Below are 18597 nucleotides of genomic sequence, written 5' to 3'. Positions count from 1 at the left end.
TGATTTTCAGTCGCTGCCGCGCCTCACTGTGTCTGGCATAGAGGGCAATCCATGAGCATGGCAAACAAATTGTTATGGGGCGAAGGGCTGTTCCTGCGGCCCCAGCATTTCCAGCAGCAAGACCAGTACCACGAGCAGCGCCTGCACGAAAGCGTCAAGGCGCTGCATCCGTATGCGTGGGGCGTGAACCAGTTGCAGATCGACCGCGATGCGCTGGCCAACAACAGCCTGCGCCTGCTGGAACTGTCGCTGGTCTTCCAGGACGGCGAAATCTACAACGCCGCCGGGAGCGATGAACTGCCCGACGCGCTCGACCTGGGCAACGTGCCGTCGTCCTTGCAATCGGTGACCTTTCACGCCGCCTTGCCGGCGTTCAAGCCATTCGGCGGCAACTTCGCCGCCAGCGGCCAGCCCAACAACGCGGCGCGCTATGCCCAGGCCAATCTCAGCACGCCGGACCTGTACACCCAGGCCGCGCAGGCCGAACTGACCTACCTGAAAAAAACCCTGCGCCTGGTCGCCGATGCCGAACCGCGCGATTCCTACGTCAGCTTCCCCCTGTTGCGCCTGCGGCGCCTGTCGACGGGCGGCTTCGAGCAGGATCCGGCCTTCGTGCCGCCCAGCCTGTCCATCCGCAGCGCGCCCCTGCTGTTCCTGCAGCTGCGCCGCCTGATCGACGCGCTGCAGGCCAAGGTCAACGCGCTGTATGGACATCACCGTGAGCCGAGCAAGAGCGTGATCGAGTTCCGCTCCGGCGACATGTCCTCGTTCTGGCTGCTGCATACGGCCAGCGCGGCCTACGCCTCGCTCAGCCATTATTTCCATCATCCAGCCCTGCATCCGGAGCGGCTGTACGAACAGCTGCTGGGCCTGGCGGGCGGCCTGATGACCTTTTCAAGAAGCCATGCGCTGGCCGACTTGCCGCCGTACCGGCATGCCGATCCCGGTCCCGCGTTCGCCCAGCTGCACGCCATGATCCGCGAATTGCTCGACACCGTGATCTCGTCGAAATACTTCGCCATCGCGCTGACAGAAACCAAACCGTCCTACCATCACGGCAAGCTCGACTCGGAAAAGATCGATGCCAAGACGGCGTTCTACCTGGGCGTGTCGGCCGACATGGCCGGCGTGGAACTGGTCGACGTGGTGCCGCTGCGCTTCAAGGTGGGCGCGCCGGACGACGTGGAAAAATTCGTCCTCTCCGCCCTGCCCGGGGTGCGCCTGCAGCACGCGCCGCAGGTGCCGGCCGCCGTGCCGGTGCGCCCCGACATGTTTTACTTCACCATCGAGGCCAAGGGGCAGATGTACGAACGCATGCTGCAGGCGCAGTCGCTGCTGGTGTATGTCCCGTCCGGCATGCGTGAACTGAAACTCGAACTTGTCGCCGTCACTTCCTGAGGTCCAACGATGCACTCCAGCGCTACCCCTTCCCTGATGTCCGGCGGCCAGGCCGCCTATGCCTCCAGCATGGCTGCCGGTCCCGGCACCGAACACACCTTGATGGACTTGATGTACGACGGCTTTTACGCCCTCTTCATGCTGAAGAACGGCAGCGGGCCGCAAGACAATGCCGATTTCATCAGCAAAATGACGCACTTCCTCGATGAGTTCAGCCGCGGCGCGAAAAAACAGGGCGCGTCGGCGGACGACATCGACGCCGCAAAATATGCGTTCTGCGCGGCCGTCGATGAAATCATCCTGCGCTCGCCCTACAGCATCCGCGACGAATGGGCGCGCCGGCCCTTGCAGCTGGTGCTCTTCGGCGACCAGCTGGCCGGCGAAAACTTCTTCATCCGTCTCGAAGCGCTGCGCGCGCGCGGCAGCGCGCACCTGCAGGCGCTCGAAGTCTTCCACATGTGCCTGCTGCTGGGTTTCCAGGGCCGCTACATCCTCGAAGGCCCGGAAAAACTCAACTACCTGACGGCGCGCCTGGGCGACGAAATCGCCCAGATGAAGGGCAAGAAAACCGGCTTCGCCCCGCATGCGGAGCGGCCCGACCAGATCATCCACAAGCTGCGCAACAACGTGCCGGTCTGGGTGCTGTGTTCGGTGTTCGCCCTGATCTGCGCCATGGGCTACCTGGGGCTGCGCACCATGCTGGCCAAACAGACGCAAGCGCAGATCAATGCCTACAACGACATCGTCAAGCTGGCGCCGCGCGTGGCTAACCTGAGCATTACCCTGCCGTGATGAGCGACGCACAAGCAAGCCCCGCAGCGACGGGTCAGTTCGGCACAGGCCTGAGCCAGCATGCGCGGCTCATCACCCTGGCCACGGCGCAGCAGTCCGGGCAGCCGGAATCGCTGATGGCGGAACAGTTCGAGGGCCGCGAGGCCGTCAATGAACTGTTCCGCTTCGAGGTCGACGCGCTGAGCACCGCGGCCAGCCTGGACCTGGCTTCCTTCATCGGCGAGGAAATGACGCTGTGCCTGCTGCAGCCCGACGGTAGCCAGCGCGCCTGGCACGGCATCTGCACCGATTGCGCCTGGATCGGCGCCGACGGCGGCGTGGCGCGCTACCGGCTGCGCCTCGAGCCGGCCCTGGCCCTGCTGCAGCTGCGCCGCGACAGTTATATTTTCCAGGACAAGAACGCACGCGACATCGTCACCGAGCTGCTGGCCGACTACCCGCAGCTGCGCTTCGAATTCGACGTCAGCCAGGCCTTGGCCACGCGCGCCATCTGTACCCAGTACCGCGAAAGCGACTTCGAATTCTTCGCGCGCCTGCTGGCGGCGGAAGGCCTGAGCTGGCGCTTCGAGCACGACCAGCCCGGCGGCGCGCAGGAAGGCGGCGATGGCGACGCGCAGGCCAGGCACAAGCTGGTGATCTTCGACAGCAAGGCCGCCGCGCCACAGACGCCGGGCGGCGCCGACATGCGCTTTCACGGCGTGCGCGCCACCGATACGGACGACGCCATCGACCGCTTCGGCGCGCGCCGCCAGGTGCGGTCGAATGCCGTCAGCATCAGCAGCTGGCATCCGGAACAGGTGACGGCGCCCGCCGCCGAGCAGGTTTCCAGCCTGGAGGCGGGGCAATTGCCGCAGCTGGCCGTGTATGACGGCGCTGGCGAACGCCGGCACGCCGACCGCGCGGCGGCCGGGCCGCACAGCGAGCGCATGCTGCAAGCGCTGGAACTGGACAACAAGCAGTTCGACGGCGCCGGCGCCGTGCGCCGCCTGGCCGCCGGCCACGCCATGCGCCTGCTGCAGCACGAACAGCATGCCGATGGCGCCAACGCCTTCACCGTGCTGTGGGCCGAACACCAGGCGCGCAACAATGCGGGAACAGCCGGCGCCAGTCTGGGCGGCATGCTGTCGACGCTGGCCAAGAAGGCCGGCCTGGGCGGCGTGGCCGACTGGATCGCCGGCCAGATCGAACCGGGCACCTACCGCAACCGCTTCGGCTGCGTGCGCACCAGCGTGGCCATCGTGCCGCGCGCCACCGCCGCGCGCGCGCCGGCCGTGGCGCTGGGCCCGCAGACGGCGCTGGTGGTGGGGCTGGCCGACAGCGTGGCCACCACGGGCCGCGACCACCAGGTGCGCATCCAGTTCGCCTGGCAGCGCGGCAGCGCCGCCAATCCGGGCGGCCTGGCGCACAATACCGACGCGCAGGGCAACGCGCCCGGCAACGAGGCGTCCGGCGCCTGGGTGCGCGTGGCCGAAGCGCTGGCCGGCCCGAACTGGGGTTCGCAATTCACGCCGCGCCTCGGCACGGAAGTGCTGGTCGACTTTATCGAAGGCGACATGGACCGCCCGCTGGTCGTCGCCCAGCTCTACACGGGCAGCGACACGCCGCCGTATGCGGCCGGCGAGGATTCGGGCGTCAACCACGCGGGCGTCCTGTCGGGCATGCACAGCCACAATTTCGACGGCGCCGGCTACAACCAATGGGTACTCGACGATACCCAGGGCCAGCTGCGCACCCGGCTCGCTTCGAGCAGCGCCGCCACCGAGCTCAATCTGGGCTACCTGGTGCAGCAAGGCGCCAGCTCGGCGCAACGGGGCAGCTACCGCGGCAGCGGCTTTGAATTGCGCACCGATGCCTGGGCCATGCTGCGCGCTGGCGAAGGCATGCTGATCTCGACCACGGCGCGCGCGCGCCAGGGCGCCGGCGTGACCTCGAGCCAGCTCGACACGAAGGAAGCACTGGCCCTGCTGCGCGGCGCCTGTGAACTGAGCAAGACGGTGGCGACGTCGGCTAGCCAGCAAAACGCCCTCGTCAGCAAGGATGCGAACCAGGCGCAGCTGGACATGGCGGCGCAGATCGACCCGCAACAGGATGGCAAGTACCAGGCCGCTGTCGGCGGCCAGGAAGCCAGCAAGGCGGGCAGCGGCACGCGCGCGCCCGATGCGGCGCAGCCCGTGGAACGCTACGCCCAGCCGCTGGTGGTGATGGAGTCGCCCAGCAGCATCAACTGGGCCACGCCCGCGTCGACCGTGCTGTTCGCGGGCCAGCAGCTGCACTGGACGGCGCAGGCCGACCTGCACATGACGGCTGGCCAGACGGTCGCCTCGGTGGCGGCCAACGCGGCCACGCTGTTCAGCCAGGAAGGCGGCATCAAGGCCGTCGCGGGCAACGGCCCCGTCTCGCTCGAAGCGCATACCGACCAGCTGGAAATCCTCGCCGATCAAGCCATCACGGTGATCTCCGTGAGCGACAGCATCGACATCAAGGCCAACCAGAAAATCGTCCTGCAGGCGGGACAATCGTCGATCACGCTCGAAGGCGGCGACATCACCTTCCGCTGCCCCGGTCATTTCACGGTCAAGGGCGGGCAGCATGTCTTCAACGGCGGCGCCAGCGTCGCCGCCGGCCTGCCGCCCTTGCCCGACAGCCGCCTGAAACTGTTCGACGAAGGCTTCGTGCTGAAAGACCGCGACACGGGCGAACTGATGCCGCGCCAGCCGTACCGCGTCAAGCGCGCCGACGGCAGCATCGAAACGGGCATGACGGACGCCAGGGGCTTGACCCACATCGTGGCGGCTGCCGCCGTCGAGCTACTGGTGATCGAACTGCTCAAATCGCCGGGCGAGTTGCCCGAGACACCGGACAGCCCTGCGCCCGCACCCGCGCCAGATACGCGCGCCAAGGCGCCCGCGCCCGGCACGACGGCCAAGGCGCCGCCCAAGCCCGAGCCAAAATTCAAGGAAACGGGTACGTCGAGCACCAGCCCCGTCGACAACAAGCAGCGCAAGGAAGTGCTGATCAAGCGCCCCGCCTGCTGGATCGCCGACTACGAAAAGGAGATCGATGTCTCCAGCGTGCCGCGCTACAACAATACTTTCGGCACCAATGGCGCGCCGCATAATTATTTCGACACCGTGCGCTACAAGATCTACGTGCCCGTCAAGTCGAATACCAGCATCATCGCCGAATTGCGCGTCAAGGTGGTGACGGTGCTGTCGGCCGAAGACCAGGCGCTGGAAGCGCGCGAGAAGGGTACCCCACAGGCCGCCACGCGGGCCAAGCAGCGCGCCGCCGTCATCAAGTACGTCAAGGAAGTCGCCAGGACGGGCCTGGAACAGCACTGGAACAATAAATTCCGCATGGAGATCGTCGATCCGGAATGCGGCACGCGCATCCTGCCCATCGTCTACCGCGTGGAGTACGTGGAAAGCAGGGAGCACTACACCATGCAGATCCACAAACGCTACGACCGCGAAGGCGTGACCGGCACCGTGATCGACGTATCGATGGCCACCAACGGGCAAACCCACGCGCATGAATTCGGCCATTGCTATGGCATACCGGACGAATATTCCTATGTCGACGGCGATGACGAAACCGTCAAGTACATGAAGCCCGACGGCAGCTGGGATGCGCCCGTACCGGCCCTGGCGGACGGCACGGAACCGGACCCGGCAGTTGCCAACATCATGAGTGCCTACGGCTCCGTGATTGTCCTCAAGCGGCACGGCTGGCAAATCGCCATCGAAGTGCAAGAATTGCTGCGGGCAAAAATAGGACGGAAAATCAAATGCGATATCATCCTCAATGGCTCGTAACCGGGCTGTTTGCAACCTCCCTACACCTCACAGGACACGCCATGCCGAACGACGTACTTTCCGTTAGCGCCCATTGCCTCGACAATCCGGCCTGCATTTTCACGGGCAGCGACATGCGCATCGAGGTCGTCATCAAAAATACCGGCAGCGCGGCCGTCGGCTATCCGCTCGACTACATCCAGCAACGCGGCCCCAACCTGCGCCTGGTCGACAATGTGAGCGAACAAAGCCAGGTCCTGAAGACGGGCCTGGCGAACCATGCGCTCAAGCGCGCCTTTACCACCATCGCGCCGGGCCAGTCGATTGCGCTGCAAAGCATCATCAAGCATACGGAGCTGCTGCTGTTCCGCAAGGAATTCGTCGACGTGACGGCCGAAATCGGCGTCTCGGCGGGGATCCGGATCGGCGGCGGCGCCGCATCTGACGCTGGCGAGGAAACGTTGCCGTTCAAGGGCGGGACGAGCTTGAAGATTATTGGCAGGGATACGCTGGAGCGGGAGGCGAAGCGGTGATTTTGGCCGTCTGGGTGATGCTGGCGGTGCGAGGCGCTGGCCGCTACGGCCTGAAATGAGGGGACGGCGTTGGCCGCTGCGCGGCCAGCGGGGCCGCGCGGGGCGCGGCAGAATGGCGATTCGGATAGCCTCGCGCCCCTTAGGGCGCTCCGTCTTCGAATCCCACCGTTCCGTCCAGACAAACAAAAAAGCCTCCCGCAGGGGAGGCTTTTTTGTTTGATTCTGGCGGAGACGGTGGGATTCGAACCCACGATACAGGTATAAGCCGTATGCATCCTTAGCAGGGATGTGCCTTCGGCCACTCGGCCACGTCTCCTAGCTGATTACTCAACTATGTCTCTGTAGCTAACTGCGCTGCAGCGACGAACGTCATAATATCGATTGCCCCCCCTTTGGTCAAGGGCGTGGGGCAATTTTTTTGGATATTTAAGCTTTTTCCAGCTCGAACGCCTTATGCAGCGCGCGCACGGCCAGTTCCATGTACTTTTCATCGATCAGCACGGAGATCTTGATCTCGGAAGTGGAGATCATCATGATGTTGATGCCCTCTTCCGACAGGGTGCGGAACATTTGCGAGGCGACGCCAACGTGGCTGCGCATGCCCACGCCGACGACGGACAGTTTCGACACTTTCGCGTCGCCCGTGATGCTGGCCGCGCCCAGCGATTCGCGGTTCGCTTCCAGCACGGCCAAGGCGCGCGTGTACTCGCCGCGCGAGACCGTGAAGGTGAAGTCCGTTTTACCGTCGACCGACTGATTCTGTATGATCATGTCGACCTCGATGTTCGCATCCGCCACCGGTCCCAGGATGTGGTACGCCACGCCTGGACGGTCGGGCACGCCGAGCACGGTGATTTTGGCTTCATCGCGGTTGAAGGCGATGCCGGAGATGACTGCTTGTTCCATGTTTGTATCTTCCTCAAACGAAATCAGGGTGCCTGAATTGGCTTCTATTTCCAGCGGCAACATCGGGTCGGTCAGCGACGACAGCACGCGCGTGGGCACGCGGTAGTTGCCGGCGAATTCCACCGAACGCGTTTGCAGCACTTTGGAACCCAGCGAAGCCAGTTCCAGCATTTCTTCAAAGGTGATGGTCTTCAGGCGGCGCGCCTCGGAAACCACGCGCGGGTCGGTCGTGTAGACGCCGTCGACGTCCGTGAAGATCAGGCATTCGGCCGCCTTCATGGCGGCGGCGATCGCCACTGCCGAGGTGTCCGAACCGCCGCGGCCCAGGGTCGCGATGTTGTCGTGTTCGTCGACACCCTGGAAACCGGTAATGATGACAATCTTGCCCGCATCGAGGTCGCGTTTGACTTTTTCGTCATCGATCGACTGAATGCGTGCCTTGGTAAAGGCGGAATCGGTCTTGATCGCGACTTGCCAGCCAGCATAGGATACGGCTTGTTTGCCGATCGCCAGCAGTGCCATCGACAATAGGCCGACGGACACTTGTTCGCCTGTCGAGGCGATCATGTCAAGTTCACGGGGATCGGGTTGATCCATGATTTCCTTGGCCAGTCCAATCAGGCGGTTCGTTTCGCCCGACATGGCGGATGGCACCACCACGATTTGATGCCCAGCGTCGTGCCACTTGGCAACGCGCTTGGCGACATTCTTGATACGGTCAGTCGAGCCCATCGACGTACCGCCATATTTGTGGACGATTAAAGCCATAAGAGTGAAGTTTCCGCTCAAGAAGAATAAAAAAGGAGGGCTTTACTCTACATGCCGCAATGCAAAATAACAAGCTAAAAAGCGCATTAGCTCATACCGATTGCGCATATGGAAATAACCAATCCATGCAGTCCAGCTGGCTTGGGCAGCCGCTTGGCGGCCACCCCGGGAGTGGCCGTGGCGGCTGGCCCTACGCTCAGCAGGAGACCCAGCGCAGGGCGACGCGGGGACGGTCCAGCAGACTCAGGCAATGGCAATCGAGGCCGATACCAGCCGCGAACAGCAATTGTTGCGCCGCACAGACAAGGGGCAGGCGTTCGCGTTCCCAGGCGGGCACGTCAAACGCCTGGTAGTGGTATTTCAAGCTCTTGGTGGGACGGTTCAAGGCCAGTTTCAGGCGCTCGCCACCCTGGCGGAAGTCGATCGTCAAGGTTTGAGATTGCAACCAGGCAATATCGATACCCTGGCCGCCCTCTTCCACCGCATCGAAATGCAGCACGCCGCCATACGCGGGAAAGGCCAGGCTGGCTTCGCCTTGCCAGCTAAATTGCTGGCTGGCCTTTTCCAGGCCGGGAATGCCCGCATCGCTTTTGTCACGCATGCCGGCAAGGTCATTCAGCTTCGGCGTCAGATACAGCCGGTCGCGGTGGCGCCGCACGTGGCATTCGGGGTGCGTGACCAGCAATTGCGCATCGGGCCGCGCTTCCAGCAATTGCGCCAGCATTTCCGCCAGCCATGCCGTCGACGGCATGCGCAAGCCGCGCGTGCCGAACCAGTGGCGCAGCAGGTTGTAGCAGCGGTCCGCGCTCAACTCGCGCAATTTCGCCAGCTCGATGCAGTCGCCATCGAGGCACGCCGCCAGATCCTGCGTCGCCAGTTCCGTCAGCAGGCGCTGCGCCGATTGCGCATGCTGGGCGCTGCGGGCGAAGCGCTCCTGGAAACCGGGAAACGCCTGCGCCAGCACGGGCATCACCTGATGCCGCAAGGCATTGCGGGCGAAGCGGGGATCGTCGTTCGATTCATCGTGGATATGCGCGATCGCATGGCTCGCCACGTACGCTTCGAGTTGCTTGCGCGACACGGGCAGCAAGGGGCGCGCCATCACCAGGTCAGGGTTGCCCAGCAACTCGGGCGCACTGTTGGCGCCATCCATGCCCGACAAGCCCGCCGTGCCGGAGCCGCGCAGCAATTGCAGCAGCACCGTCTCGGCCTGGTCATCCTGGTGGTGGGCCGTGAGCAGCAGGCGCACGCCGTGCGCGGCGCACAACTGGCCCAGGGCCGCGTAACGGCGCTTGCGGGCCGCCTCTTCCGTGCCCGTCTTCGCATTCTTTTCCAGGGTGACACGGCGTGCCTCGAAGGCGATACCCAGGCCGGCGCACAACTGCTCGCAGTGGGCCAGCCAGGCATCCGCATTCGGGCTCAGGCCGTGATGCACGTGGAAGGCGTAAAGAAACACGCCATGCTCCTGCGCCCAGGCATGCGCCAGGTGCAGCAGGGCTGCGGAATCGAGGCCGCCGCTGAGGGCGATGCCGACCGTCTCGCCGGTTTGTGGTCCGCAGGTTGCCAGCGCGCTGGCGAAGATATCGGCGACGGTGGCGGTTTGTTGCTTTTTCAATCAGGACTCCGGGAATGCAAAGAGGGACAGGCTGCTAAACGGATGGTGTCGTTTAGCGGACTGTCCCTGGAAATACTTATTCATTGCAGGCGAAAATCAGGGGTCAGACCCGACGGGTCTGACCCCAGCATTTTGCTGCGTAGCCAATAACGCTTACTCGCTCGGCGTCGTTTCCTTGAACTTGCCGTAGCTCAGCAGTTTTTCATGGCGCGCGGCCAGCAGGTCCTTGGTTTTCATGCCGTGGAACTGGCGCAGGGTGTCGGCCAGTGCGCGCTTGAGCAAGGTGGCCATCTGTTTCGGATCGCGGTGGGCGCCGCCCAGCGGTTCGTTGATGATCTTGTCGATCAGGCCCATGGCTTTCAGGCGGTGGGCAGTCAGGCCCAGCGCTTCGGCCGCGTCGGAGGCGCGCTCGGCGCTCTTCCACAGGATCGAGGCGCAGCCTTCCGGCGAGATCACGGCGTAGGTCGAGTATTGCAGCATCAGCACGGCGTCGCCCACGGCAATCGCCAGCGCGCCGCCGGAACCGCCTTCACCGATGATGGTGGCGATCAGCGGCACTTTCAGTTCGGCCATCACGTACAGGTTATGGCCGATGGCTTCCGACTGGCCGCGCTCTTCCGCGTCGATGCCGGGGAAGGCGCCTGGCGTGTCAACAAAAGTAAAGATCGGCAGGTTGAACTTTTCAGCCACTTTCATCAGGCGCATGGCCTTGCGGTAGCCTTCCGGCTTCGGCATGCCGAAATTGCGCATGGCGCGCTCTTTCGTGTCGCGGCCCTTCTGGTGACCGATGACCATGCACGGCTGGCCATTGAAGCGGGCCAGGCCGCCGACGACGGACAGATCGTCCGCGTAGCTGCGGTCGCCATGCAGTTCGTGGAAATCGGTAAAGATTTCATTCACGTAATCCATGGTGTAGGGGCGCTGTGGGTGGCGCGCGATCTGCGCCACTTGCCAAGGGGTCAGCTTGGCGTAGATATCCTTGGTCAGCTGCTGGCTCTTTTTGGCCAGGCGGTCGATCTCTTCCGAGATGTCGACGGCCGAATCGTCTTGCACGAAGCGCAACTCTTCGATCTTGGAATCGAGTTCCGCGATCGGCTGTTCAAAATTGAGGAAAGTCGTTTTAGTCATTGTACCTCCAGGTTTTACCGGCCACGGCGCCAGGGCGCGCGGCGTCATCTATGTTTATTTTACCGTACCGGCTGCTGCGCCGGGGGCTGCATCGGGTGCGGCAGGGGCGGCTGCAGGGTCGAGACTGCGCCACAAATACCACGTCGCCACGGTGCGCCACGGTTCCCAATTGGCGGAAACTTCGCGCGCATCGCTGCGGGAAACTGGTTCGCCGGAGAAGTAATTGACGCTGATGCCCTGGATCAAACCGGGGTCGTCGAGCGGCAAGACATTCGGCCGGAGCAGATTAAATATCAAAAACATCTCGGCTGTCCAGCGGCCGATGCCGCGGATCTGCACCAGTTCGGCGATGACGGCTTCGTCATCCATCTGGTCCCACTGGCTCGCGTGCACGCGCTTGGCCTTGAAATGGTCAGCCAGGTCGAGGATGTATTCGGTCTTGCGTTTGGACAAACCACAGGCGGACAGTTGCTCGGCGCCCGCCTTCAGCACTTGCGAGGGCGTGCATTTCGGGCAAGCGAGCAGCAGCTTTTTCCAGGCAGCATCGGCCGCCTTGGGCGTGATCTGCTGCCCCACCAGCGAACGGGCCAGGGTAGTAAACGGGTCGCTATGGCCGACCAGGTGCAGGTCGCCAAATTGCGGGATGAGCTTTTTCATGATGCGGTCGCGCTTCATCAGCTCGATCTTCGCCTCTTCCCAGTAGGACGGCACCTGGATCACTTGCGCCAAGTCCGTCACCTTGGGGACTTCCCCGTTTTCCCTGGACGTAGGCATCATGCGCGGCGCCAGTTGGTCGAGCCGTCAGGCTTGTCTTCAAGAATGATGCCCGCCGCCAACAGTTCGGCGCGGATCTTGTCGGACTGCGCAAAGTCGCGCGCCTTTTTCGCCGCGCTGCGCGCCGCGATGGCCGCTTCGATGCCGGCAGCCTCATCCTGGCCGCCGGCGGCGCCGACGGTCGCTTGCAGGAATTGCTGCGGCGTGCGTTCCAGCAAGCCGAACACGCCCGCCAGGCCCTTCAATTGACGCGCCAGGACCGGCGACTTGCTCTTGTTCACTTCCGTTGCCAGGTCGAACAGGGCGGCCACGGCCAGCGGCGTGTTGAAATCGTCGTCCATCGCTTCGCGCACGCGCACGGCGTGCGCTTCGCTCCAGTCGATGGCGCCCTCTTCCACCGCCACGTCGGCCAGCGCCGTGTACAAACGGGTCAGGGACAAGCGAGCGTCATCGAGGTGCACGTCCGAGTAATTCAGGGGGCTGCGGTAGTGCGCGCGCAGGATGAAGAAGCGGATCACTTCGGCATCGAATTTTTGCAGCACTTCGCGGATGGTGAAGAAGTTGCCGAGCGACTTGGACATTTTTTCATTGTCCAGGCGCACGAAACCGTTATGTATCCAGTAATTCACGCTGGTATGGCCGAACGCGCCTTCGGACTGGGCGATCTCGTTTTCGTGGTGCGGGAATTGCAAGTCCGCGCCGCCGCCATGGATGTCGAACTGTTCACCGAGCAAGGCGCACGACATGGCCGAGCACTCGATATGCCAGCCCGGGCGGCCGCGGCCCCATTTCGAATCCCATTTGACTTCTTCCGGCTCCGATTCTTTCGACGACTTCCACAGCACGAAGTCGAGCGGATCGCGCTTGCCCGTGTTCACGTCGACTCTTTCGCCCGCGCGCAGGTCGTCGAGCGACTTGCCCGACAGCTTGCCGTAGTGGGGGAAATTGCGCACGGCATAGTTCACGTCGCCATCCGCGCCCTGGTAAGCCAGGTCCTTCGCTTCCAGCTGCTCAATCAGGCGCAGCATCTGCGGCACGTATTCGGTGGCGCGCGGCGTGTGGTCGGGCGTCAAGATGCCCAGCGCGGCCGTGTCTTCATCCATGTACTGGGTGAAACGCGTCGTCAGCTGGGAAATCGTCTCGCCATTTTCCACGGCGCGGCGGATGATCTTGTCGTCGATGTCCGTAATGTTGCGCACATAGGTGACGTCGAAACCGGACGCCTTCAGCCAGCGGTAGATGACGTCGAACGCCATCATCATGCGCGCATGGCCGATATGGCAATAGTCGTAGATGGTCATGCCGCACACGTACATGCGTACCTTGCCCGCTTCCATCGGGACGAATACCTGCTTTTCGCGCGCCAGGGTGTTGTAAATCTTTAGATTGCTCATCGTGCTTTGCAAGTGGAGCGGCCGCCAGCCTGGCAAAACGACAGACAGGCGCGGACACCGGGGGTGCCGCGCCACTGAACTGCCGTGTGCGCCGAAGACTGGTCGACCCGCTATATTGTTGTTCTTGTTTGTTAGAATTAGGGCGTTAGCGGTCAAGTATAACATTGATAAAAACCATACTGGCCCGATATGAATCAGGTTTTTACGATGTTCAACCGAATTTTCATTTCTTTACAATTAAAGCAAGTTTAAAGAAAAATAACGATCAAGGACGCCTTCATGCAAGAAATCAAATCGAAACGCCTGTCTTTCCTGGCCCGCTTTTGCACCGTGTTTGCCGGCCTGACCCTGGGCAGCGCCGTCGTGGCAGCCGCTCCGGCAACTGCCCTCGACCCCACGCCGCATGTGGCCCTGAAAACCAGCATGGGCGAGATCGTGCTGGAACTGGACCAGGAAAAAGCGCCGAAAAGCGTGGCCAACTTCCTGCAGTACGTCAACAGCGGTTACTACAAGGGCACGGTGTTTCACCGCGTCATCGACGGCTTCATGATACAGGGCGGCGGCTTCGACAAGAACATGAAACAGAAAGCCACCAAGGCGCCGATCAAGAATGAAGCGCAAAACGGCTTGCAAAACGTCACCTACAGCATCGCCATGGCGCGCACGGGCGACCCGCATTCGGCCACCGCGCAATTTTTCATTAACGTCAACGACAATGGCGCGCTCGACTACCCTGGCCGCGACGGCTTCGGCTACACGGTGTTCGGCAAAGTCGTCAGCGGCATGGACGTGGTCGACAAGATCAAGGCCGTGCCCGTGGCGGACAAGGGCCCGCACCAGAACGTGCCGGTCACCCCCGTGGTGATCGAATCGGCGACTTTACTCAAGACAGCGCCCGCAAAACTGTAAAATAGCGTTTTTGCGGCCCTGAACGACACGGGCCGTTGAATCATTTATCATCCAATTTATTAAGGATCATCATGACCTCCGTCATCATCACCACCAATCTGGGCAAGATCACCGCTGAACTGGACGCCGAGAAAGCGCCGAAAACGGTTGCCAACTTCCTGGCCTACATGCAAGCCGGTCACTACGACAACACGATTTTCCACCGCGTCATCGACGGCTTCATGATCCAGGGCGGCGGTTTCGAGCCAGGCATGAAACAAAAGCCAGCCGACACCACCGTGGAAAACGAAGCCAAGAACGGCCTGAAAAACGACACGTACACGCTGGCCATGGCCCGCACGTCGGATCCGCATTCGGCATCGGCCCAGTTCTTCATCAACATCAAGAACAACAGCTTCCTCGACTACCCAGGCCAGGACGGCTGGGGCTACGCCGTGTTCGGTAAAGTCACCGAAGGCAAGGAAGTCGTCGACGCCATCCGCGCCGTGAAAACCTCGCGCGCCGGCATGTTCGCCGACGTGCCAGTGACGGACGTCATCATCGAGAAGGTAGAAGCCGCGTAATCAGGCTTTCGCATCATGAAAAACAGGCATTGCAGCGTTTGCGCTTTTCCATGCACATCACTTTTGGGGAGCGTTGAACGATGACAATGCCTGCCGCACTCTTTATTTCCGACCTGCATCTGCAGAGCTCGCACCCGCGCACCAGCGCGGCGTTTCTTTCTTTCCTCGAACACCATGCGCAATATGCGCAAGCGCTGTATCTATTAGGCGACCTGTTCGAGTACTGGGCCGGCGACGATGACCTGGAAGACCCGTTCAATGCGCGCATGACGGCCGCCATCCGCGCCGTCAGCGATGCGGGCGTGCACGTCTACTGGATCGCCGGCAACCGCGATTTTCTCGTCGGCTCCGGCTTTGCGGCCGCCGCCGGCGCTACCCTGCTCAGCGAACCGCATGTGGCCACGCTTGCCGGCCGGCGCGTCGTCTTGCTGCATGGCGACGCCGAATGCACGAAAGACGTGCAATACATGGAGTTTCGCGCCATGGTGCGCCAGCCCGCCTGGCAAAAACAGTTCCTGTCCATGCCGCTGGCGCAGCGCAAGGCCATCATCGACGGTTTGCGCCAAAGCAGCCGCGAGCACAATGGCGAAAAGTCCATGGACATCATGGATGTCACGCCCGATGCTGTCGCGCAAGTATTTGCCGAACATGCGAGCACCGTCATGATCCACGGCCACACGCACCGCCCCGCCCTGCACCAGGTCGGCCATACTCTGCGCTACGTCTTGCCCGACTGGGAATGCGATGTGACACCGCCGCAACAGCCGCGCGGCGGCTGGATCGCCATCGATACGCGCGGCAACATCACGCGCCACGACCTGAATGGCGACTTCATCGACTAGACGGTCGCTGACCGCGACACGGGCGTTTGTCCGATAGCCGCGCCCGCCTGGCCCTGCTGTAATGGCGCCATGCACCCTGTTTACATCGGCACGGCCGGCTGGAGTATTTCCAGCGCCGCCGCCAGCCACTTCCCCCTCGATGGCAGCCACCTGCAGCGCTATGCCCAGGTGCTCAACTGCGTGGAAATCAACAGTTCCTTCTACCGCCCGCACCAGAGTGCCACCTACGCGCGCTGGGCCGCCAGCGTACCCGACCACTTCCGCTTCAGCGTGAAATTGCCGCGCAGCATCACGCACGAACGGCGCTTGCGCGACTGTGCGGCCGAACTCGATCGTTTTGCGGGAGAAGTGATGCAACCGGGGAATAAACTGGGCTGCGTGCTGGTGCAGCTGCCGCCCAGCCTGCGATTCGAAGCGGACGTGGCCTTTGACTTCCTGACTGCGCTACGGCAACGCTTCGACGGCATGCTCGCGTGCGAGGCGCGCCACCCTAGCTGGTTCGAGGCAGGCGCCACCGAGCTATTGAAGATGCAGCGCATCACCCGCGTGCGCGCCGATCCGCCTGCCGGGCAGCCGGGCCCGCACGTGCCGACGACCAGCGTGGCCTACCTGCGCCTGCACGGCAGCCCGAGAATATATTATTCGGACTACCCTGCCGATTACCTGGCAGCGCTGGCCGCCGAATTGCACGCATCGGTGCAGGCGGACAGCTGGTGCATCTTCGACAATACGGCGGCCGGGGCCGCCCTGTTCAATGCGCTGGACTTGCAGGCGCGGATCAGCGACTAAGGCAACGGCGTTTGCAGCACCGCCTGGGTCGTGAAGCCGTACAAGATACCGTTGCCAAAGGCAAGGATACCGATATCCGGACGGCCCCATGCCAATGCTGGCGTGGAAATAACACCGGCTGCATCGATCTTGCGCACCCAGCCCTGGCCGCTCAGGTACAGATTGTCGCTCGCATCGACAGCCAGGCTGGGCGCCCCAGTAAACGACAGGCCGCCTACGCCTGGCGGGCCATCGCCGCCGCTTCCCTTGTTCAAGGTACCGGCAAAAACGCTGGCCTTGCCTGCGCGATCGACCTTGAAGACAACTTGATGCACATTATCGTCAAAATACAGATTGCCCTTGCTGTCAAAAACCAGACTTCCCGGGTCCATGTATTCCCAGCCAGACCCCGTGTCGCCCAGCGAGCGCGTCAGGGTTTCAAATGACAGGAAAGCCGAAAACGTTCCCCGGGAGGGCGGCGGAAGATGCCGTCGGGTCCCCAGCCCAGCCAGGCCAGATAGCCATCCTTGTCAATCGCCAGCCGATACTGCAAAGGCTTGCCTGTGCCGGCCGGCAAAGCTTCCTGCGTGGATACCTGGCCATCCTTGCCGATCTTGCGCAAGTTGAATCCGGTGCCAGCAGCTGTCTTGTCGGCAAAATATACAGCGCCATCCTTGTCGCAGGCGATCGCGACAGGGCCAAGCATGGTCGCGCTGGTGCGCGGACCGTCATTGCTGCCGGCCACGCCAGCGATGCCTGCGTAGACGCTGAGTGCCCCGTCCGGCGTGACACGGCGCAGCACCTTGTTTGTCATATCGAGCAGATAGACGTTGCCAGCAGGATCGCTGCACATGCCAGAGCTACCCACATATCCCACACGGGCAGCCCCGCCCACAGCCTCGGCCACCCCCATATTGCCCGGCATGAATGGCATGGCGGACAACACCTTTGTCGCGTCGAAACGGACCAAACGGTGCTTGCTGGCATCGTGGACTATCAAGGCGCCTGAAGACTCCAGCAACAGGGAATTGAGATATGTCCAGCCGGCGGAAACGCCAGCCGCGTCCGTCACCGCCCCGCCAACCAGGGTCGTCACGTCACCATCCGGCGTCATGCGGCGAATAGCCGTGACGTCAGCCGCCAGCACATTGCCGTCACGGTCAACCGCCATGCCGCGAATATTGCGGAAGCTGGCGGCGGCGCCTTTGCCGTCCTCGCTCACACGCTTGTTGCTTCCCGCAACCACGACGGCCACGCCCTGCTGCCAACGATATATCCGGCTGCCAATCCCATCGCTGAAGTAGATCGTGCCGCTGGCATCGGCGGCCAATTGCGATGGGGATATCCGGTATCCCCGGCTATCAACCAGCTTCTCGGAACTAACGAGCCCTCCAGGTCTCACCCGGCGAATCATTTGCCGCTCAGCATCAGCAAGCAGGACATCGCCATTGCTATCCATGGCCATGCCCGTAGTCCAGCCGAATTGCGCCAGTGCCCCTTGTCCATCCGCGACTACCGCTTCCGGGGCAGACCAGTCGCATGCCGCGCTGCGCTGTCCCGCTACCGTGCTGACCACGCCGGTGGGCGTAATCTTGCGCAAGAGTGCATTGCAATTATCGAAAAGATACAGATTCGCCGCGCGATCAATGGTCAGGATCGAAATCCCGCCACTCATATGGAAAGTGGCTGTGGCAGCAGCGCCATCGTCGGCGCCCGGCTTGCCCGAGATGCCCGCATACACGCTCAAGGCACCGCCAGGCGTGACTTTATGAATGACTTGCCGCACAGCATCGGCGATGTAATAGTTGCCCGCCACATCTTGCACCATGCCGGCCACATTCTGGATTTTTTCCTGCACGCCGGCCAGCACGATAGGCAGGCAACGCACGGCCAGGCTGCTGACGTCCGCGCTGCCCATGGTGGCCGCGCCTTGCGCGATGCTGCAAGCGAGACCCGCGGAAGCGCTGTCGACCTTGCCTTCATAACTGGCGCCCGCCGCCAGCTTGCCGGCAAAGCTGAAGGGGCCGTTGGCCGTGACGGTCACTTTATCCGTGCCGTTCGCCAGCACGACGCTGGCGCCAGGCAGCAGGCCGCTGACCGTGCCGCCCAGCAAATAGCGCGACGTCTCGACCGGTGCCACGGGTGTCGGTGGCGGCGTGGACGTGCCGCCGCCGGAACCACCGCCACAGGCGCTCAGCAGCGCCAACAGGGTGGCGCCGCCACCGGCACGCCTGAACAGGTTTTGTACTTCTCCAAAGCAATTTATCATTTCTGCTTTCATGGTTGCGGCGACATGCACGCCAAAAGTTATCAAGTAAGATTTTCAAACACACAATATTATAGTTTCCTTGTGGATAGAAAAACATGAATATGTTGACATTTGAATTTTCACTGTTATAGTTAACTACAACAC

The 18597-nt window shown here is 62.5% G+C and carries 15 protein-coding genes and 1 tRNA gene; 8 read left to right on the top strand and 8 right to left on the bottom strand.

The annotated features are described in order from the left end of the window. Nucleotides 1-51: 51 nt before the first annotated feature. Genes tssK through P9875_RS11735 form a run of 4 tightly spaced genes read left to right on the top strand, consistent with a single transcriptional unit; the run spans nt 52 to nt 6517 of the window. Nucleotides 52-1398 (top strand): type VI secretion system baseplate subunit TssK, encoded by a 1347-nt coding sequence (gene tssK, locus P9875_RS11750; protein ID WP_035817442.1) that lies wholly within the window; start codon nt 52-54, stop codon nt 1396-1398. Nucleotides 1399-1407: 9 nt separating this feature from the next. After that, nucleotides 1408-2190, top strand: coding sequence for a type IVB secretion system protein IcmH/DotU (gene icmH / locus P9875_RS11745; protein ID WP_035817440.1), 783 nt, complete (start codon nt 1408-1410; stop codon nt 2188-2190). After that, nucleotides 2190-6005, top strand: a complete 3816-nt coding sequence (gene tssI, locus P9875_RS11740) for a type VI secretion system Vgr family protein (RefSeq protein ID WP_278318462.1) — start codon at nt 2190-2192, stop codon at nt 6003-6005. Before icmH ends, tssI begins: the two co-directional genes overlap by 1 nt. Nucleotides 6006-6046: 41 nt before the next feature. Next, entirely contained in the window at nt 6047-6517 is a 471-nt protein-coding gene (locus tag P9875_RS11735; RefSeq protein ID WP_099402773.1) for a hypothetical protein, read from the top strand. A gap of 223 nt (nt 6518-6740) precedes the next feature. On the opposite strand, the gene P9875_RS11730 is transcribed toward P9875_RS11735, so the two are convergent. The 6 genes from P9875_RS11730 to cysS all read right to left on the bottom strand — a co-directional run bounded on the left by P9875_RS11730 (nt 6741) and on the right by cysS (nt 13102). Then, a tRNA-Ser gene (locus P9875_RS11730) sits at nt 6741-6833 on the bottom strand. 110 nt (nt 6834-6943) lie between these two features. Next, complete coding sequence (locus P9875_RS11725; RefSeq protein ID WP_035817435.1) at nt 6944-8191, bottom strand: aspartate kinase; 1248 nt, start codon at nt 8189-8191, stop codon at nt 6944-6946. Between the two features lie 196 nt (nt 8192-8387). Continuing rightward, complete coding sequence (gene tilS / locus P9875_RS11720) at nt 8388-9806, bottom strand: tRNA lysidine(34) synthetase TilS (protein WP_278318461.1); 1419 nt, start codon at nt 9804-9806, stop codon at nt 8388-8390. Between the two features lie 153 nt (nt 9807-9959). Then, a complete protein-coding gene (locus P9875_RS11715; protein WP_034756951.1) occupies nt 9960-10934 on the bottom strand; it encodes an acetyl-CoA carboxylase carboxyltransferase subunit alpha in 975 nt (324 codons plus the stop codon). 54 nt (nt 10935-10988) lie between these two features. Beyond that, nucleotides 10989-11708 carry a DNA-3-methyladenine glycosylase family protein gene (locus P9875_RS11710; RefSeq protein WP_278318820.1) on the bottom strand — a complete coding sequence of 240 codons (720 nt, stop codon included), beginning with the start codon at nt 11706-11708 and terminating at the stop codon, nt 10989-10991. Continuing rightward, nucleotides 11708-13102, bottom strand: coding sequence for a cysteine--tRNA ligase (gene cysS, locus P9875_RS11705; protein WP_278318460.1), 1395 nt, complete (start codon nt 13100-13102; stop codon nt 11708-11710). The genes P9875_RS11710 and cysS overlap by 1 nt, the downstream gene beginning before the upstream one ends. A gap of 279 nt (nt 13103-13381) precedes the next feature. Here cysS and P9875_RS11700 point away from each other — a divergent pair, with 279 nt between their 5' ends. The 4 genes from P9875_RS11700 (at nt 13382) to P9875_RS11685 (ending at nt 16205) form a co-directional block, all read left to right on the top strand. Continuing rightward, on the top strand, nt 13382-14011 hold the full coding sequence (locus tag P9875_RS11700) for a peptidylprolyl isomerase (RefSeq protein WP_176390933.1): 630 nt from the start codon (nt 13382-13384) through the stop codon (nt 14009-14011). Nucleotides 14012-14082: 71 nt separating this feature from the next. Further along, a complete protein-coding gene (locus tag P9875_RS11695; RefSeq protein WP_035817428.1) occupies nt 14083-14574 on the top strand; it encodes a peptidylprolyl isomerase in 492 nt (163 codons plus the stop codon). 86 nt (nt 14575-14660) lie between these two features. Next, on the top strand, nt 14661-15416 hold the full coding sequence (locus tag P9875_RS11690) for a UDP-2,3-diacylglucosamine diphosphatase (RefSeq protein WP_278318459.1): 756 nt from the start codon (nt 14661-14663) through the stop codon (nt 15414-15416). Nucleotides 15417-15485: 69 nt separating this feature from the next. Next, nucleotides 15486-16205, top strand: coding sequence for a DUF72 domain-containing protein (locus P9875_RS11685; protein WP_278318458.1), 720 nt, complete (start codon nt 15486-15488; stop codon nt 16203-16205). Here the strand turns inward: P9875_RS11685 and P9875_RS11680 are convergent. Then, complete coding sequence (locus tag P9875_RS11680; protein WP_278318457.1) at nt 16202-16576, bottom strand: hypothetical protein; 375 nt, start codon at nt 16574-16576, stop codon at nt 16202-16204. The two genes, P9875_RS11685 and P9875_RS11680, sit on opposite strands and share 4 nt — an antisense overlap. 38 nt (nt 16577-16614) lie before the next feature. Beyond that, complete coding sequence (locus P9875_RS11675) at nt 16615-18453, bottom strand: hypothetical protein (RefSeq protein WP_278318456.1); 1839 nt, start codon at nt 18451-18453, stop codon at nt 16615-16617. Nucleotides 18454-18597: the final 144 nt, after the last annotated feature.

The sequence above is a fragment of the Janthinobacterium rivuli genome, from assembly GCF_029690045.1.
Lineage (GTDB): Bacteria > Pseudomonadota > Gammaproteobacteria > Burkholderiales > Burkholderiaceae_D > Janthinobacterium > Janthinobacterium rivuli.
Note: the sequence above shows the minus strand (reverse complement) of the source record. Positions and strands in the feature narration are given on the sequence as shown.

Coding starts and splice junctions, on each gene's coding strand:
- P9875_RS11685 (WP_278318458.1), top strand. CDS start 15,486: ATGCACCCTGTTTACATCGGCACGGCCGGCTGGAGTATTTCCAGCGCC.
- P9875_RS11675 (WP_278318456.1), bottom strand. CDS start 18,453: ATGATAAATTGCTTTGGAGAAGTACAAAACCTGTTCAGGCGTGCCGGT.
- cysS (WP_278318460.1), bottom strand. CDS start 13,102: ATGAGCAATCTAAAGATTTACAACACCCTGGCGCGCGAAAAGCAGGTA.
- tssK (WP_035817442.1), top strand. CDS start 52: ATGAGCATGGCAAACAAATTGTTATGGGGCGAAGGGCTGTTCCTGCGG.
- P9875_RS11700 (WP_176390933.1), top strand. CDS start 13,382: ATGCAAGAAATCAAATCGAAACGCCTGTCTTTCCTGGCCCGCTTTTGC.
- icmH (WP_035817440.1), top strand. CDS start 1,408: ATGCACTCCAGCGCTACCCCTTCCCTGATGTCCGGCGGCCAGGCCGCC.
- P9875_RS11715 (WP_034756951.1), bottom strand. CDS start 10,934: ATGACTAAAACGACTTTCCTCAATTTTGAACAGCCGATCGCGGAACTC.
- P9875_RS11680 (WP_278318457.1), bottom strand. CDS start 16,576: ATGGACCCGGGAAGTCTGGTTTTTGACAGCAAGGGCAATCTGTATTTT.
- tssI (WP_278318462.1), top strand. CDS start 2,190: ATGAGCGACGCACAAGCAAGCCCCGCAGCGACGGGTCAGTTCGGCACA.
- P9875_RS11725 (WP_035817435.1), bottom strand. CDS start 8,191: ATGGCTTTAATCGTCCACAAATATGGCGGTACGTCGATGGGCTCGACT.
- P9875_RS11710 (WP_278318820.1), bottom strand. CDS start 11,708: ATGCCTACGTCCAGGGAAAACGGGGAAGTCCCCAAGGTGACGGACTTG.
- P9875_RS11690 (WP_278318459.1), top strand. CDS start 14,661: ATGCCTGCCGCACTCTTTATTTCCGACCTGCATCTGCAGAGCTCGCAC.
- P9875_RS11735 (WP_099402773.1), top strand. CDS start 6,047: ATGCCGAACGACGTACTTTCCGTTAGCGCCCATTGCCTCGACAATCCG.
- P9875_RS11695 (WP_035817428.1), top strand. CDS start 14,083: ATGACCTCCGTCATCATCACCACCAATCTGGGCAAGATCACCGCTGAA.